Consider the following 15,142-nt stretch of genomic DNA (forward strand, 5'->3'; position numbering starts at 1 on the left):
ATGCCCTAGAATATTTCGAGTGTGGTTACGCCGCTTCGGCGATGGGCCCATGTGGGGAGTTAGCTCAGTTGGTTAGAGCAGGGGACTCATAATCCCTTGGTCATGGGTTCAAGTCCCATACTCCCTACCAAACAAGATCGTCCAGCAGCTTATGCAAAAAAGCTGCTGGACGATTTTTCGTTCCGGGGTCTGGAAACTGGAAGAAGCCAGTTCCCGGCCCATTGCGCGGTGCCAACTTGCAACTCTCAGGGCAGTCCAAGGAACAGGCCACGCGGCTGCGCGGCATGGAGCTCTCGCCAGGGGCAAGAACACGCAGAGGATCCGGTCTGCAAGACCCGCGACAGTAACCGTGGCTCTTCTTGGTGCACCCCTGGGAGCCTTCACGGTCATTCGTGCAGCGGCAAGAGTATTGATGGACGCATGTCGCGGATCAGCAACACCGGGTCAATGTATTCTCCTTCGAGCCGCACGCCCCAGTGAATGCATCGGCCCGAGCAGTGCGCCCCGGTTGCTACCTGTCCCACCTTCTCGCCAGCCTCGACCCAATCGCCCACCGAGACTCCGGCGGCTACCGGTTCGATGCTGGTCTTGAATTCGGAACCGTGGTCGATGACCAGCACGGGTCGATCCACGATCACTGAAGCGAAGGCGACTTGGCCGCGCTGGGGCGCGAAGACCGAGTCTCCGGAGCTGGCAGCCAAATCCACGCCGCGATGACCGGGAAGCCAATTCTCCTCCGGCTTATCGAAGGGCTCCAGAATTTCCGGTTCGCCAGCTAGCGGCCAACGCCAGCCGTTGCCGGCGGCGAGTGCAGCTTGTGCTTGGACTGGTTGTGGCGCCGCAGTCAGGGGCGAGGCCGGAGGACCACTGAAGGCCAGCAGCAAAACCTGCAGCCCGGCGACTAGATACTTGGATTTCATCCTCTCAGGATGGACCCAATAGCCGGATCTTGAGCAGTTGGAAGAGCGAATTGTGGGCAAGCGAATGGGCTGCAGATCACCGATATCGCCGTGTAAAGCGTTGAGTTCTCTGTAGTACACTTGAAACAGCAGTGTCCTGTCACAGGTGTGTCCAAAACTGGGTGCGTCGGGCAGGGGATTGACTTCGCGTATGAGTATCCACAGCTTCATGAGCTGTGGCCTGAGGTTCCAGTGGTCCGAGAGAATCGGTGGACCGAAGGCGAGATGCCAAGCATCTATCGGTATTCATGCCAGGGCGGATATCCACAATGGCTATCTGCATCAACCCGAACAAACAAGAGCAGTTACCGCGGGCGCATGCGCGCCCGGTCCGCCACTGCTGAAAGGAGTTGCGACATGCCAGTCGTAACCATGCGAGAGCTGCTTGACAGCGGCGTCCACTTCGGCCACCAGACCCGTCGCTGGAACCCAAAGATGAAGCGCTTCATTTTCACCGAGCGCAACGGCATCTACATCATCGACCTGCAGCAGTCGCTGTCGTTCATCGACCGCGCTTACGAGTTCGTCAAGCAGACCGTTGCCCACGGCGGCACCGTACTGTTCGTCGGTACCAAGAAGCAGGCTCAGGAATCGATCGCCGAGCAGGCTAACCGCGTTGGCCAGCCATACGTGAACCAGCGTTGGCTCGGCGGTATGCTGACCAACTTCCAGACCGTCTCCAAGCGCGTTCAGCGCATGAAGGAACTGGAAGAGATCAACTTCGAGGACGTTGCTGGCTCCGGTCACACCAAGAAGGAACTGCTGCTGCTGAAGCGCGAGCTGACCAAGCTGCAGAACAACCTCGGTGGTATCCGTAACCTGACCCGCACCCCTTCCGCTATCTGGATCGTTGACACCAAGAAGGAACACTTGGCTATCGACGAAGCACAGAAGCTGGGCATCCCAGTTGTGGCCATCCTGGACACCAACTGCGATCCGGACGAAGTTACCTACCCAATCCCAGGCAACGACGACGCAATCCGCTCCGTCAACCTGCTGACCCGCGTTGTTGCTGACGCTGTGGCCGAAGGCCTCATCGCCAAGAACAACAAGGCTGCCGGCAAGACCGAGGGTGCTGCTGAGCCAATGGCTGAGTGGGAGCGCGAGCTGCTTGAGGGCGAGAAGGCCAAGGCCGAAGCTCCAGCTGCAGAAGCTGCAACTGAAGCACCAGCTGCAGACGATGCAACTGAGGCACCAGAAGCCAAGTAGTCACCTCGGTGACTCCAGAAGTTTGCCTGGGCGCACTAGCGTGTAGCTCGGGGTGAACTTCACCAAGTCTTGTGGGACGGGCCGGAAATCCGACCCGTCCCATAAGCAAAATAAACTTGAAACTCCTAGCTGAATGGGATTGCACGTGGCAAACTACACCGCTGCTGATATCAAGGCACTGCGCGAGCGCACTGGCGCCGGCATGATGGACGTTAAGAAGGCACTGGACGAGGCTAACGGCGACGCCGAGAAGGCCATCGAGATCATCCGCGTCAAGGGCCTGAAGGGCGCTACCAAGCGCGAAGGCCGTTCGACCGCTGAAGGCCTGGTTGCTGCCAAGGTTGAAGGCAACGTCGGCGTCATGATCGAGATCAACTGCGAGACCGACTTCGTTGCCAAGAACGAGAAGTTCATCGCACTGGCCAACAAGGTCCTGGATGCCGCTGTGGCTTCCGGTGCTGCAGATGCAGAAGCACTGCTGGCTTACGAGCTGGACGGCAAGACCGTTGGCGACATCGTTATCGAAGAGGGCGCAATCCTCGGCGAGAAGGTTGTTGTACGCCGTGTTGCACGCATCGAGGGTGCCAAGGTTGCTTCGTACCTGCACAAGACCAGCAAGGACCTGCCAGCTCAGGTTGGCGTTCTGATGGCTGTTGACGCTGACAGCGAAGCTGCCGCAACCGTCGCACACGACGTTGCTGTCCACACCGCTGCAATGGCTCCTACCTTCCTGTCCCGCGAGGAGGTTCCAGCTGACAAGGTTGCCGACGAGCGCCGCATCGCAGACGAAACCGCTCGCGCGGAGGGCAAGCCAGAAGCTGCACTCACCAAGATCGTTGAAGGCCGCCTGACCGGTTTCTTCAAGGAAATCGTCTTGGTTGACCAGGCTTTCGCCAAGGACGCAAAGAAGTCCGTAGGCAAGGTCTTCGAAGAAGCTGGCACCAAGCCAGTTGCCTTCGCACGCTTCCGCGTTGGTGCCTAAGCTTTTACAGCTCTAAGCATTAGCCGTACGCATTAAGCGAACCGCGTTCAGGGCAACCTGAGTGCACAAGATCAAAGGGAGGTGAGCACCGAGAGAAAACTCGGTGACTCGCCTCCCTTTTCTTGAGCCCGGATCTCACGATAGCTTGGGATCTGGGAAGTAGTACCCCCAGCTTGATTCCGACCTCCAGGAGTAAGACACCTCATGCCAAGCACCCCAGAAACCAAACGACGCCGCGTACTGCTCAAGCTCTCCGGTGAAGTATTCGGCGGCGGCAAGATCGGCGTTGACCCGGATACCGTTCGCGGCATCGCCAAGCAGATCGCTGAAACCGTAGGCGAAGTAGAGGTCGCAATCGTGGTTGGCGGCGGCAATTTCTTCCGCGGCGCAGAACTCTCGGCCTCCGGCATGGACCGCTCGCGCGCAGACTACATGGGCATGCTTGGCACCGTCATGAACTGCCTGGCACTGCAGGACTTCCTGGAACAATGCGGCGTCGAAACCCGCGTCCAGTCGGCCATCGCCATGGCCCAGGTCGCAGAAAACTACATCCCACGCCGTGCCATCCGCCACATGGAAAAGGACCGCGTTGTCATCTTCGGCGCTGGCGCAGGCCTGCCGTACTTCTCCACCGACACCGTGGCCGCGCAGCGTGCCCTGGAAGTCGATGCTGACGAAGTTCTGATGGCCAAGTCGGGCGTCGATGGCGTGTACACCGCGGATCCGAAGAAGGATCCGACCGCCAAGAAGCTGGAGACCTTGACCTACAGCGACGCGCTGGTCAACGACATCCGCGTAATGGACCAGACCGCCATGACCATGTGCCAGGACAACAAGCTCAATATGCTGGTCTTCGGCATGGAAGGCGAAGGAAACGTGGCCGCGGCAATTCGCGGCGAGCGGATTGGCACCACCGTCACCGTCTAATCGGTGATCGTGGCTTAGGATTGAAGTAGATTTAATTTCCCGTAGCGGAAACACAGATGAAGTACTTGAGGAGTACCGGTGATTGACGAAACGCTGGCGGAAACCGCCGAAAAGATGGAACGCACCATTGAGGCCGCCAAGGAGGACTTCGCGACGATCCGTACCGGTCGCGCCCACCCAGGCATGTACTCAAAGGTCATGGTGGACTACTACGGTTCCCCGACCCCACTGCAGCAGTTGGCTTCCTTCGCAGTGCCAGAAGCACGCACCATCACCATCACCCCATTCGATGTGACCGCTATGCGCGCAATCGAAAAGGCTCTGGGCGATCCAGAAGTTGGGGCAAACCCATCTTCGGACGGAAAGATGATCCGCGTTGTCCTTCCAGTGCTGACCGAAGAACGCCGCAAGGAATACGTCAAGCTGGCCAAGGCCAAGGGTGAGGACGCCCGCGTTGCGCTGCGTAACCACCGCCGCAAGGCCAAGGACTCCATCGACAAGTTGGTCAAGGATGGCGAAATTGGCGAGGACGAGGGCACCCGTGCAGAAAAGGACCTCGACGCGCTGACCAAGAAGCACGTTGACGCAGTTGACGAGATCTTGAAGAAAAAAGAAGCAGAGCTGCTGGAAGTCTAATGCCAGGCTCGACAGACAACACTGAGGGCAACGCTTCGGCGGTGCCCTCAGTGGCATCCGGAGAATCCCAGCCCCTGACCCGACGTGAAGCTCGTGCCCAGCGCGAGGCTGCCGCCAAGGGGAAAAAACGCGGTTTCATGAAGAACCGCGCGGCTAGGGAAACTCCAGAACCTGCCACTGGAATCCAAGAACCGGTCACGACTGAACCGGCCAATCCGGTAGCTGCTCCAATGGCCACGCCAGCACCGGCACCAGCCGTGGAGCAAGTTGCCGGCACCGATGGCGTTTTGCCGACCCCTCAGCCAGGGGCTGGCGCGAACCCGGCAGCCGAGGCTTCCCCAGGTAAGGATGCAGCCGCTACGGCTGATACCGGGCAAGCGAAAGAGCGTGCCAAGGCAGCCTTCAAGGCTGATACGTCCAAGTCGGTGGCGGCTCCGGGGCCGGTAGCTGCCCAGCAGGCCGGACCAGCCGAGGAACCGGCTGAGCCCGTAGAATCGGCGGAACCCGGCAAAGCCAAGATCTTAGCGGCCCCAGCTGCCCAGGGTGGTATGCCAGCGAAGGGCGAAGCGACCAAACAGGACGCCGAATCAGCGGCGCAGAATCCAGCGCCTGCCGAGGGCAAGGTGCCTGCTCCACCGGTTTCCGACTCCACGGACCTGGCCGAGACCGGCCAGCCCGACGCGGCAGAAGCAGACATCCCTGCCGAGCTGTTGATAGGAACCCCGGAGCCGAAGAAATCGCGCGCCGGACGCAACCTGCCCGCGGCAATCGGCGTAGGCTTGCTGATGCTCGGCGTCGTCCTCGTTGGCCTGATGTGGTCGCAGCCATTGTTGGTCATCGCGCTGATTGCCCTCAGCGGCATTGGCTGCTGGGAAGTTGCGAGAGCTACTACTCACGCCAAGACCGCGGTGCCTCAATTGCCGTTGTACCTGTCCTCGGTCTTGCTGCCGGTCAGTGCCATTTGGGGCGGGGTGGAAGCCCTTGGCTTCAGCTACATTGCCTGTATCCTCATCGCTCTGCTCTTCCGGCTCATGGAAGGACTCAAGGGTGCTGTGGCCTCGGTGATGAGCAGCGTGTTCATCATCAGCTGGGTGCCGCTGCTGCTTTCCTTCGCCCTGCTGATTCTTGATTCCGAGAATGGCCAATGGCTCATTGCCACGCTTTTGCTGCTCGCGGTCGCCAACGACACCTTCGGCTACATCGTGGGTGTGCTAATAGGCAAGCATCCGATGGCGCCAAAGATTTCTCCGAAAAAGTCCTGGGAGGGCTTCGCCGGATCAATGATTGGTTCGATGGCTATTGGTGCTTGCGCAATGCACTTCTGGCTGGAAATGCCATGGTGGACGGGCGTCATCTTGGCGTTCTTCACCACCATTGCCGCGACCACTGGCGACTTCGCGGAATCCATGGTCAAACGTGAACTCGGCATCAAGGACATGAGCAACTTGCTGCCGGGCCATGGCGGAATCATGGATCGCTTGGACTCGATATTGTTTGTCATTCCTCTGGGCTACGTGATTTCGCATGTGTTGGCCTGGAGCGTCGAAGTCTTCTGACCGGTCCCGCCAGCGGGTGTGATCCTCTACTGGAATGCACTGGCTGGTGTGGCCATTAAGCCAACTATTGGCCCAAGCCAATAGAATATGAGGGGTATCGCCTTACCGGGGTACCCAACTGATATCTCTCTAGAGAAAAAGGAACTGTCGTGTCGCAGCAGCAAGATGCTCCGTTTTCCCGCGTACCGGACTCGGAATTCGGCTACAACGCAAAGCAAGTTGATGCATTCCTGAGCCGTGCCCGCGCCACCTTCAACGGTGGAGGAAACGACGACAGTGTGGTCACCAGCCACCTGATCCGCCGCACCACTTTTGCGCCGCAGAAGGGCGGGTACCAGGCCCGCGAAGTCGATGGTGCGCTGGACCGCTTGGAAGATGTCTTTGCCAAGCGCGAGCGCGACGACTTGATTGCCCATCAGGGCGAGGAGGTCTGGCTGCAGCAGGTAGGCCGCCTGGCCGCGATCCTGCGTGGCCGCCTGCACCGTGCCAAGGGTGAGCGTTTCCGTCGCCCGTCGCGTTCCAACGCGTCGAGCTACAACATCGAAGATGTCGATCGCCTATGCGATCAGCTCATCGACTATTTCGAGAACGACGTGCCCATGGCCGTTGACACCGTACGCCGCGTGGAATTCCGCTCTTCGCAGGGAACCGATGGCTACGAGGAATCGCAGGTCGATGCATTCCTTGACCGCGTGGTCGAGCTGATGGCTTCGATCGACTAGCAGCTGTCTCCAGCGCAAACGCATTGCCGCGCAGGGCAGTGGGAAATTCTTCCCGCTGCCCTGCGCGGCTTTTTGCATTCTTGGCGACGCGCTGGCCGATAAGGCTAGGGCCGGGTCTGTTCATAGTGGGCCAACCAGTTTCGCAGCATTTCTTCGAGCACAGGACGATCAGCGGGGGCCAGCTGGTCCACGAGGCGCTTTTCGTTGCGCATGTGGGCGGTAAACGCTTCATCGATTTTCTTCTTGCCGCTAGCCGTCAAGGAGATGCGGCGCCCACGCCTGTCATCACCGGATAGCGCACGGGTGACCCAGCCGTTGCTGACCAGCTTGTCGAGCCGCTTGGTCATGGCTCCGGTAGTCACCATCGTCTGCTGTGCCAGCTCGCCGGGGGCCAGGGAATGGGGTTCTCCTGCCCGCCGCAAGGCCGCGAGCACATCGAATTCAGCTTCGGTCAGCCCATGCTCTGCATAAACCGTGCAGAGCTCCTCGGTCAGGTAATTAGCCAAGCGATGCAGCCGGCCGATGATTCCCTGGGGCGCTGGGTCGAGATCCGGCCGTTGTTCTGCCCACTGCTGTTGAATGCGCGATACGTGGTCGTTTTGCTCCATGCCTTTATTATATCTTCCAAGGAAGCTAAAGTATCTTCCATGGAAGATACTTTGAATTCGGCGGGGCACCGGCTTCGAACGCTGGGCTGGGTAGCACTGACCGCGATAGCCCCGATCGCGTGGGGCTCCAATTACTATGTCACCAAGGAATTTCTTCCCGACGGCTCAGCGCTCTGGGGTGCGGCGATCCGCGCATTGCCGGCGGGCTTGGTGTTGCTGGGGCTAGCCAGGAAACTCCCGCAGGGCAGCTGGTGGTGGAAATCCGCGGTTCTGGGCGTGCTGAATATCGGTGCCTTCTTTGCCCTGATCTACGTGGTGGCGCAACTTTTGCCATCGGGTGTCGCTGCTACGACCATGGCGATTTCTGCCGGTGTGCTCATGCTGTTCGCATGGCTATTGCTCGGTGAACGTCCTGCACGTTGGCCTTTGGTTGGGGCCCTCTTGGGCTTCGTCGGCGTGGGCATCATGGTATTCGATGCACAGGCCGGCATCGATATCCTGGGGATCGTCTTGTCGCTGGTAGCAATGGTCCTATCCAGTGCCGGGTTCATCTTGACCAAACGATGGTCTGAAGGGATGCCGATTATCCGTGTCACCGCGTGGCAGCTGGTGGCCGGAGGGGCAGTACTGGTCCCCTGCGCGCTGTTCGTGCATGGAGCACCCCCTGCGCTTGACCTGCAGGCGATGGCGGGCTTCGGCTATGTCAGCCTCATTGCCACCGCGGCTGCCTATCTTGCCTGGTTCACCGGGCTGCGCCATCTCCCTGCATCGTCAGTTGGCCTCATTGGCCTGCTCAATCCAGTGACAGGGGTCCTGCTGGGAACATTGCTGGCAGCGGAAAGCCTCGGCCTCCAAAGCCTGATCGGGATGGGCTTGGTTCTCGGCGGAGTCCTTCTGGGGCTGGCCAAGGGATCCCGGCGCAGATCAGCTTCGGCACGCGAAGCATCTGGCCGCGACGCGCCTGCCGGAGAATCCGTGGAGACTGGCTAGAACTTCGCCCGCCAGTCCGGGACATGGAGCAACGCCATGACGCGTTCAACGTTGGCGGGCACGCTCCGCTTGGTGCTGCGCGATACGAAGATCATCACCATGAAGGCCAAGGGAACGCTCCACGCCGCAGGCTGGCGCAAGAGGTGGATCCAGATCTCATCTTCCTGGGGCAGGAAGGCGCCGGTCATCAAGGCCAGCCCGCAGGAGATGCCGCCAGCCAGCAGTCCGGCAACAGCACCTCGAGCGGTCAGTGAACGCCACCAAATGCCCAAGAGCAGCAGCGGGCAGATGGTGGATGCAGTGAAGGCGAAGACGTTTCCAATGGCGCCCGCCAAGGCCAATGAATTGGTCACCACCGCGACCAGGACGGGCAGGGCGGTGGCCAGCACGGTAGAGATCCTGAAGCCCCGCACGGTACCCGAGAAGAATTCCTGGGACAGCGCACCAGCCAGGGATACCACCAAACCGGAGGTGGTGGAGAGGAAAGCTGCGAATGCGCCACCGACGACAATTGCGGTCAAGGCGTCGCCCAGGAATCCGTCGAAGAGGCGCCCGGGCAAGAGCAGGATGGTGGCATCGGTTTCATTGGTGGCACCGAGCTCCGGGGTGTAGAGCAAGCCCAGCACGCCCAAAGTCGTCGGCAAGAGGTAGAACGCGGAGAGCAGGCACAGCACAATCACCGTGGTGGTACGCGCAGCCTGGCCTGTGGGGTTCGTGTAGAAGCGCACCAGCACATGCGGCAGCCCCAGGGTGCCGAAGAGCAATGCCAAGATGATGGATACCGTCTCGTAGAGGTTCATCGCGTTCACGGACTCCAGCTGCGCATACAGGGCCTGGGCATGCCCGGATGCCGAATGCTCGGGGATGGCCCGCCCCAGCAGGAAAATCGTGGGAATAACCAAGGCCGCCAGCTTGAACCAGTACTGGAAGGCCTGGACGAAGGTCACCGAGCGCATCCCGCCGGACAGCACCGTCACGCAGACAACCGCGGCAACAATGACCGGACCGGCCCAACTCGGGAATCCGGTAGCGATGGATAGGGTCAGGGCTGCTCCGTGCATTTGCGGAACGATATAGAGCCAGCAGATCACCACCACCAGATAGGTGGTGATTTTCCGCAGCATCGGCGAGCCTTCGAAACGGATCTGCGCGAAATCGGGAATTGTGTATGCCCGGGAACGTCGCAGGGGAGCGGCAACAAACAGGAGCAGCATCAAGTAGCCTGCGGTGTAGCCGATGGGGAACCACAAACCTGATTGCCCAGAGAGCACAATCAGTCCGGCAACGCCCAGGAACGAAGCCGCCGACAGGTATTCGCCGCCAATAGCAGAGGCATTCCACCACGGGCGTACGGTGCGTGAAGCTACGTAGAAGTCGGAAGTCGTGCGGGACAGGCGCAGGCCGTGGAAGGCGATCAGCATGGTCGTGAGGCAAACGATCACCAAGGAGGAAACGGACAGCAAGCTAGCCACGGCTGATGCTCCGATACCGTTCTTCATTGCGTCCCGCGGCCCTGTTGTAGAGCATTCCGGCCACGATGATCAGTGGATACATGCCGATGCCCAAAACCCACCATGGCAGGGGCAGGCCCAGCAGATGGATGTCCTCGAAGACCGGCCAAAAGACGAGCAATGCACTGATGCCTACCAGCATCGCCAGCAGGCCCGCCGCCACGGCACAGGCCAGCCGCAGCTGGGAGCGGATCAGCTGGCGAACATAGAATTCTTCTGCTGTGTGCTCGGGACGGTCGGGGGAGACAGTCAAGGATGCATCCTGCGGAGCCTGGACACGCACGCGTTTTGGACGCTGCTCAGCGAAACGTCCGGGCATGAGGGGCTCTCGCCGGCTGTTGTCTTGGGGAAGTTGCTCCACGGAAGGCCAGCAGCTTCCTACAGCGGGCGGACGCGGTTGGCAGCCAAGCGTTCCCGCAGGTATGGCAACGCGCGACGAGAAATCGGAAGTTCGGTGCTGTTGACCAGCACAGCGGCCTTGCCGGTCTGCAAGCGAACGGTTTCGATCTTATCCATGCACACCAGGTAGGAACGGTGGATCCGAACGAAACCGGACTCGCCCCACTGCTGTTCCAGATCGTTGAGCGGAACCCGGATGAGATAGCTCGAATCCTTGGTGTGCAGCCGGGCGTAGTCTCCCTGGGCTTGAACGTAGGCGATATCCGCCCGAGGGATCAGCTTGGTGATGCCTCCCTGGTCCACCGTGATCATTTCCGGCTTGGCAGGGGTCTCCTCGACCAGCTCGCAGATGCGGCGAACGGATTCGGCCAGGCGCTGCGGGCGAATGGGCTTGAGCACGTAGTCGATGGCGGCCAACTCGAATGCTTGCAGCGCTTGATCTTCATCGGCGGTGACAAAAACAATCAGTGGGGGATTGGTGAAGCGGGAGATGACGCGGGCAATATCCAAGCCTGACAAAGCCGGCATGTGGATGTCGAGGAAAAGTGCGTCGACAGTATTTTCCTCCAGCGCCTTCAGCGCCGCGGCACCAGAGGTGGCGCGGTGAATTTTCCCGATGCGGGAATCCTGGCTGAGCAGAAAAGCGATTTCTTCTACCGCTGGAAGTTCATCATCGGCGACCACCACGTTAATCATGCGAAAATTCTACCGTTTATTGGATTTTTCTATGCATCGGAAGTGATCGTGTTGGGCGGACGGAACTTCGGGACACGCAAAGTGATCAGCGTTCCGGCCCCCGGCGCGGTCTCCACCACCAGTCCATTGGAATTGCCGTAGAGCTGGCGCATGCGCAGGTCGACGTTGCGCAGGCCTACGTGCATATTCGGGGTATCGCCAGCTAGCACACTGGACAGCTGCTCGGGATCCATGCCCATGCCGTCATCTTCCACGCTGATGACTGCGTGCATTCCGTCTTCGGTGGCCGTGATGGAGATGACTCCGCCATCTGGCCGGGCTTCGAGTCCATGGCGTACCGCATTTTCAACCAGCGGCTGCAAGGCCAGGAAGGGAATTTGCGTGGGCAGCACCTCGGGAGCGATCTGCAAGGAGACCTTGATGCGCTCACCGAAACGGGCCTTTTCCAGCAACAGGTAGCGGTCAATGGCTTCCAGTTCCTCGGCCAGGGTGGTGAATTCACCGCGGCGGCGGAAAGAGTACCGGGTGAAGTCGGCGAATTCTATGACCAGCTCACGGGCTCGAGCGGGATCAGTATTGATGAACGAGGCGATCGCATTCAGCGAGTTGTAGATGAAGTGCGGGGAGATCTGAGCGCGCAAGGCACGCATCTGCGCTTCGAGCAGCATGGCCTTGGATTCATCGAGCTGGGCGGTGGAAACTTGCGCGGATACAAAGACCGCTACCTCGGAAACTGCCCGAACGAAGCTGGCGCCGGCCCTGCGTGATAGCGCGGTCACCGTTCCCACGCTTTGATCTCCTACGGTGATCGGCGCGGACACGAAGTCCATGCCGGAGGAACGTTCTACCTGGGTTTTGCCGGTTGCCAGCGCGCTTTTGGAAACCTTGGAGGCTGCTTCTTCGAGTTCCGCGGTGAAATCGGCCCCTGCATCGGTGGCCAGCACATGGGTGGTGTCGCTGATCAGCAATACCTGGCAGTTCAAGAGCCTGCGCAGCGCCTTGGCGCTTTTGGCCGCCCCGTCCTCAGTCAGGCCGCGCTCCAAATGGGGAACCGCAACGGACATGTGGTGCAACGTCTTGTAGGTGGCTTCCTCGACGTCGGTCCCCATTTCCTTGGTGGAGCGGGAAATCCTGAAACCGATGTAGCCGACAAGAGCGATTCCGACCATCGCAATGGCGACGATCAGGGTGACTTGCAGCGCTGGAGACATGTATCCCATCTTAGGGCCCTGCCTGATCTGCCGACCGTTCAGCGCGCCATGCTGCGCCGTTGGGCGCAGAAAGCAGTCCGTTGAGCCACGAGCTGTGCAAGCCCCCTAGTCGCCAACGGGTTTATCGCCAATAGTGAACTTAGTCACAAAACTGATGTGCGCCCAGTCACATCATCAACTCGCTCAAGGAGGGCATCATGAGTGCCAACCCGGAACACGGCGTCGCTGCTGACGTTGATTTCGTCAAGGAGAGCCAATCCGTGGAATTCCAGGAACTGCGAAAGACCCACCGCAGTTTTGTTTTCCCGATGGCAGTCTTCTTCCTCGTCTGGTATTTCGCCTATGTGCTGCTAGCCGACTACTTCCATGACTTCATGTCCATCAAGGTTCTCGGCAATATCAACATGGGTATTGTTCTCGGGTTGCTGCAGTTCGTGTCGACCTTCGCGATCACCGCGGCCTACGTCAGTTTCTCGAATAAGAAGCTCGACCCCAAGGCAACCAAGATCCGTGAACGCCTAGAGAGCGAGGGAGTGAACTAAATGAACCAGCTCAGCATCCTGGCCCAGGCCGCGGGAGAGTCGACCCAGGTCGGCAACCCCTTGGTCAATATCGCCATCTTCCTGGCCTTCGTGGGCGTCACCATGGTGATCGTGCTCCGCGCCTCCAAGAACAACAAGACCGCTGCGGATTACTATGCAGGCGGCCGTTCCTTCACGGGAACGCAGAACGGCACCGCAATTGCCGGTGACTACCTCTCGGCAGCCTCCTTCCTGGGCATCGTTGGCGCTATCGCCATCCAGGGCTACGACGGCTTCCTCTACTCGATCGGCTTCCTGGTTGCTTGGCTGGTTGCCTTGCTGCTGGTTGCGGAGCTGCTGCGCAACACCGGCAAATTCACCATGGCCGATGTGCTGTCCTTCCGTCTCAAGCAGCGTCCGGTGCGCATCGCCGCGGCCATCTCCACGCTGGCAGTGTGCGTCTTCTACCTGCTGGCGCAGATGGCTGGCGCCGGCGCGCTGGTTTCCCTGTTGCTGGGTATTGACGAGAAGCTGGGGCAGTCGCTGGTGATCGTTATCGTTGGCGCATTGATGATCCTCTATGTGCTGGTTGGCGGCATGAAGGGCACCACCTGGGTGCAGATCATCAAGGCCTGCCTGCTGATCGCCGGCGCGCTGATCATGACCGTGTGGACGCTGGCCATGTTCGGCTTCAATTTCTCCGACCTGCTGGGCAAGGCAGCTGAAGTAGCCGGCAACCCTGAGATCCTGAATCCGGGCATGAAGTACGGTGTTTCTGAAACTGCCAAGCTGGACTTCATCTCGCTGGCCCTGGCCTTGGTGCTTGGCACCGCCGGCCTGCCGCACGTGCTGATGCGCTTCTACACCGTTCCTACCGCGAAGGAAGCCCGCAAGTCCGTCGTCTGGGCTATCTGGCTGATCGGCGCCTTCTACCTGTTCACCCTGGTGCTGGGCTTCGGCGCCGGTGCACTGATTGGCCCGGATCGAATCCAGGCGGCTCCAGGCGGCGTGAACTCTGCGGCACCGCTGCTGGCCTACGAATTGGGCGGCACAGTGCTGCTGGGCCTGATCTCTGCAGTGGCCTTCGCAACCATCCTTGCTGTGGTGGCGGGCTTGACCATCACCGCGGCGGCATCCTTCGCCCATGACGTGTACGCGTCGGTGATTGCCAAGGGCAAGTCCACTCCAGAGAAGGAAATGAAGATTGCCCGCCGCACGGTCTTGGTTATCGGAGTCTTCGCTATCGCTGGCGGCATCGGTGCCCAGGGGCAGAACGTGGCCTTCCTGGTGGCATTGGCCTTCGCGGTGGCCGCTTCGGCCAACCTGCCAACCATCTTGTACTCGCTGTTCTGGAAGGGCTTCAAGACCCGCGGCGCAGTGTGGTCCATGTACGGCGGCCTGGGTTCGGCTTTGCTGCTGATCATCTTCTCGCCAGTTTTCTCGGGCTCGGAGACCGCAATGATCCCAAGCATCGATATGGTGATCTTCCCGCTGGCTAACCCGGGTATCGTCTCCATTCCGCTGGCCTTCTTCCTAGGCTGGCTGGGCTCGGTTACCGACAAGCGTGTCGAGGACATTACCAAGCAGGCGGAAATGGAAGTTCGTTCGCTGACCGGTGTCGGTGCCGAGAAGGCAGTCGACCACTAAGGCGAAGAATACATAAAACTCAATAGCGAAGTTCCGGGAACCAGCCAGCAGGCTGGTTCCCGGAACTTTTTGCTGCCCTGTGCGCTACGCGTTGTCGGCTAGCGAGTGCTGAAGCAAAGCGGTGGTGCGGTAGGGGACGAGCTCGGCCATGGATAGTGCCGAGTCCGCACGATTCACTCCGTCTATATGCAGCAGCTGTCCATGGACCCGAAACAGCTCCTCGGCGTCTTTGGCCGCTACCCGCACCAAGATGTCGGCAGAGCCGGTGAGCCCGTGTGCTTCAAGCACCTCGGGGATGGCTTCGAGCTTGGCGGCGATGTCCCCGAGATGGCGTTGCTCAACATGCAGCTCGACAAAGGAAAGCAGCCCGTAGCCCAGCACTTCGGGCGGGATGCGGCGGTCAATGGAATCAAGAACTTCATTCTCCAGGCGGGTCATCCGCGTCTGCACGGTATTTCGCCCGAGGTTCAAAGCCGTGGCGATAGCCGAGCCGGTGCGCTTGGCTGCGGTCGAGAGGGCCAGCAGGATGCGCCGGTCGGTAGTGTCCAGAAGTTGCATAATGTGCACG

General features: G+C 60.0%; 16 protein-coding genes and 1 tRNA gene. 10 read left to right on the forward strand and 7 right to left on the reverse strand.

The features are described 5' to 3' along the window. The first annotated feature begins 53 nt into the window (after nucleotides 1–53). Nucleotides 54–130, forward strand: a tRNA-Ile gene (locus ACIOJF_RS11970). Nucleotides 131–386: 256 nt separating this feature from the next. Here ACIOJF_RS11970 and ACIOJF_RS11975 read toward each other — a convergent pair. Further along, nucleotides 387–920, reverse strand: a complete 534-nt coding sequence (locus ACIOJF_RS11975; RefSeq protein WP_402735547.1) for a M23 family metallopeptidase — start codon at nucleotides 918–920, stop codon at nucleotides 387–389. Between the two features lie 396 nt (nucleotides 921–1,316). Here ACIOJF_RS11975 and rpsB point away from each other — a divergent pair, with 396 nt between their 5' ends. From rpsB to ACIOJF_RS12005, 6 genes are all read left to right on the forward strand, one after another. Then, nucleotides 1,317–2,168 carry a 30S ribosomal protein S2 gene (gene rpsB, locus ACIOJF_RS11980; RefSeq protein WP_105661810.1) on the forward strand — a complete coding sequence of 284 codons (852 nt, stop codon included), beginning with the start codon at nucleotides 1,317–1,319 and terminating at the stop codon, nucleotides 2,166–2,168. Nucleotides 2,169–2,313: 145 nt separating this feature from the next. After that, nucleotides 2,314–3,150 carry a translation elongation factor Ts gene (tsf, locus tag ACIOJF_RS11985; protein ID WP_105657303.1) on the forward strand — a complete coding sequence of 279 codons (837 nt, stop codon included), beginning with the start codon at nucleotides 2,314–2,316 and terminating at the stop codon, nucleotides 3,148–3,150. Between the two features lie 204 nt (nucleotides 3,151–3,354). Next, the gene (gene pyrH, locus ACIOJF_RS11990; RefSeq protein ID WP_105657240.1) at nucleotides 3,355–4,077 is read left to right on the forward strand and encodes a UMP kinase; all 723 of its coding nucleotides are present in this window, start codon (nucleotides 3,355–3,357) and stop codon (nucleotides 4,075–4,077) included. A gap of 78 nt (nucleotides 4,078–4,155) precedes the next feature. Further along, nucleotides 4,156–4,713 (forward strand): ribosome recycling factor, encoded by a 558-nt coding sequence (gene frr / locus ACIOJF_RS11995; protein WP_105657241.1) that lies wholly within the window; start codon nucleotides 4,156–4,158, stop codon nucleotides 4,711–4,713. Further along, on the forward strand, nucleotides 4,713–6,269 hold the full coding sequence (locus ACIOJF_RS12000; protein WP_332486626.1) for a phosphatidate cytidylyltransferase: 1,557 nt from the start codon (nucleotides 4,713–4,715) through the stop codon (nucleotides 6,267–6,269). Before frr ends, ACIOJF_RS12000 begins: the two co-directional genes overlap by 1 nt. A gap of 149 nt (nucleotides 6,270–6,418) precedes the next feature. Then, nucleotides 6,419–6,991 carry a DivIVA domain-containing protein gene (locus ACIOJF_RS12005; protein WP_105657242.1) on the forward strand — a complete coding sequence of 191 codons (573 nt, stop codon included), beginning with the start codon at nucleotides 6,419–6,421 and terminating at the stop codon, nucleotides 6,989–6,991. Between the two features lie 104 nt (nucleotides 6,992–7,095). On the opposite strand, the gene ACIOJF_RS12010 is transcribed toward ACIOJF_RS12005, so the two are convergent. After that, complete coding sequence (locus ACIOJF_RS12010; RefSeq protein WP_105661811.1) at nucleotides 7,096–7,599, reverse strand: MarR family winged helix-turn-helix transcriptional regulator; 504 nt, start codon at nucleotides 7,597–7,599, stop codon at nucleotides 7,096–7,098. Nucleotides 7,600–7,638: 39 nt separating this feature from the next. On the opposite strand from ACIOJF_RS12010, the gene ACIOJF_RS12015 reads away from it, so the two are divergent. Continuing rightward, a complete protein-coding gene (locus tag ACIOJF_RS12015) occupies nucleotides 7,639–8,589 on the forward strand; it encodes a DMT family transporter (RefSeq protein ID WP_402735548.1) in 951 nt (316 codons plus the stop codon). Here ACIOJF_RS12015 and ACIOJF_RS12020 read toward each other — a convergent pair. From ACIOJF_RS12020 to ACIOJF_RS12035, 4 genes are all read right to left on the reverse strand, one after another. Then, nucleotides 8,586–10,061 (reverse strand): cation acetate symporter, encoded by a 1,476-nt coding sequence (locus ACIOJF_RS12020; RefSeq protein WP_388023966.1) that lies wholly within the window; start codon nucleotides 10,059–10,061, stop codon nucleotides 8,586–8,588. The genes ACIOJF_RS12015 and ACIOJF_RS12020 overlap by 4 nt on opposite strands. Continuing rightward, entirely contained in the window at nucleotides 10,054–10,353 is a 300-nt protein-coding gene (locus tag ACIOJF_RS12025; RefSeq protein WP_286172046.1) for a hypothetical protein, read from the reverse strand. The genes ACIOJF_RS12020 and ACIOJF_RS12025 overlap by 8 nt, the downstream gene beginning before the upstream one ends. A 125-nt stretch (nucleotides 10,354–10,478) precedes the next feature. Further along, nucleotides 10,479–11,195 (reverse strand): LytTR family DNA-binding domain-containing protein, encoded by a 717-nt coding sequence (locus ACIOJF_RS12030; RefSeq protein ID WP_105657247.1) that lies wholly within the window; start codon nucleotides 11,193–11,195, stop codon nucleotides 10,479–10,481. A gap of 29 nt (nucleotides 11,196–11,224) precedes the next feature. Beyond that, on the reverse strand, nucleotides 11,225–12,406 hold the full coding sequence (locus tag ACIOJF_RS12035; RefSeq protein ID WP_105657305.1) for a sensor histidine kinase: 1,182 nt from the start codon (nucleotides 12,404–12,406) through the stop codon (nucleotides 11,225–11,227). Nucleotides 12,407–12,603: 197 nt separating this feature from the next. Here ACIOJF_RS12035 and ACIOJF_RS12040 point away from each other — a divergent pair, with 197 nt between their 5' ends. Together ACIOJF_RS12040 and ACIOJF_RS12045 are read left to right on the forward strand one after the other, a co-directional pair. Beyond that, complete coding sequence (locus ACIOJF_RS12040; RefSeq protein ID WP_402735550.1) at nucleotides 12,604–12,948, forward strand: DUF485 domain-containing protein; 345 nt, start codon at nucleotides 12,604–12,606, stop codon at nucleotides 12,946–12,948. Further along, complete coding sequence (locus ACIOJF_RS12045) at nucleotides 12,949–14,574, forward strand: cation acetate symporter (protein WP_105657249.1); 1,626 nt, start codon at nucleotides 12,949–12,951, stop codon at nucleotides 14,572–14,574. It abuts the gene before it with no gap. Between the two features lie 84 nt (nucleotides 14,575–14,658). On the opposite strand, the gene ACIOJF_RS12050 is transcribed toward ACIOJF_RS12045, so the two are convergent. Further along, nucleotides 14,659–15,132, reverse strand: coding sequence for an Lrp/AsnC family transcriptional regulator (locus ACIOJF_RS12050; protein ID WP_388023964.1), 474 nt, complete (start codon nucleotides 15,130–15,132; stop codon nucleotides 14,659–14,661). Nucleotides 15,133–15,142: the final 10 nt, after the last annotated feature.

This window comes from Glutamicibacter sp. NPDC087831 (assembly GCF_044742845.1).
In the GTDB taxonomy this organism is placed as follows: Bacteria; Actinomycetota; Actinomycetes; order Actinomycetales; family Micrococcaceae; genus Glutamicibacter.

Bases quoted from the DNA above. Each gene is read 5' to 3' on its own strand.
- ACIOJF_RS11975 (WP_402735547.1), bottom strand. From the start codon at position 920: ATGAAATCCAAGTATCTAGTCGCCGGGCTGCAGGTTTTGCTGCTGGCC.
- rpsB (WP_105661810.1), top strand. From the start codon at position 1,317: ATGCCAGTCGTAACCATGCGAGAGCTGCTTGACAGCGGCGTCCACTTC.
- pyrH (WP_105657240.1), top strand. From the start codon at position 3,355: ATGCCAAGCACCCCAGAAACCAAACGACGCCGCGTACTGCTCAAGCTC.
- ACIOJF_RS12000 (WP_332486626.1), top strand. From the start codon at position 4,713: ATGCCAGGCTCGACAGACAACACTGAGGGCAACGCTTCGGCGGTGCCC.
- ACIOJF_RS12010 (WP_105661811.1), bottom strand. From the start codon at position 7,599: ATGGAGCAAAACGACCACGTATCGCGCATTCAACAGCAGTGGGCAGAA.
- ACIOJF_RS12015 (WP_402735548.1), top strand. From the start codon at position 7,639: ATGGAAGATACTTTGAATTCGGCGGGGCACCGGCTTCGAACGCTGGGC.
- ACIOJF_RS12030 (WP_105657247.1), bottom strand. From the start codon at position 11,195: ATGATTAACGTGGTGGTCGCCGATGATGAACTTCCAGCGGTAGAAGAA.
- ACIOJF_RS12035 (WP_105657305.1), bottom strand. From the start codon at position 12,406: ATGTCTCCAGCGCTGCAAGTCACCCTGATCGTCGCCATTGCGATGGTC.
- ACIOJF_RS12040 (WP_402735550.1), top strand. From the start codon at position 12,604: ATGAGTGCCAACCCGGAACACGGCGTCGCTGCTGACGTTGATTTCGTC.
- ACIOJF_RS12045 (WP_105657249.1), top strand. From the start codon at position 12,949: ATGAACCAGCTCAGCATCCTGGCCCAGGCCGCGGGAGAGTCGACCCAG.
- ACIOJF_RS12050 (WP_388023964.1), bottom strand. From the start codon at position 15,132: ATGCAACTTCTGGACACTACCGACCGGCGCATCCTGCTGGCCCTCTCG.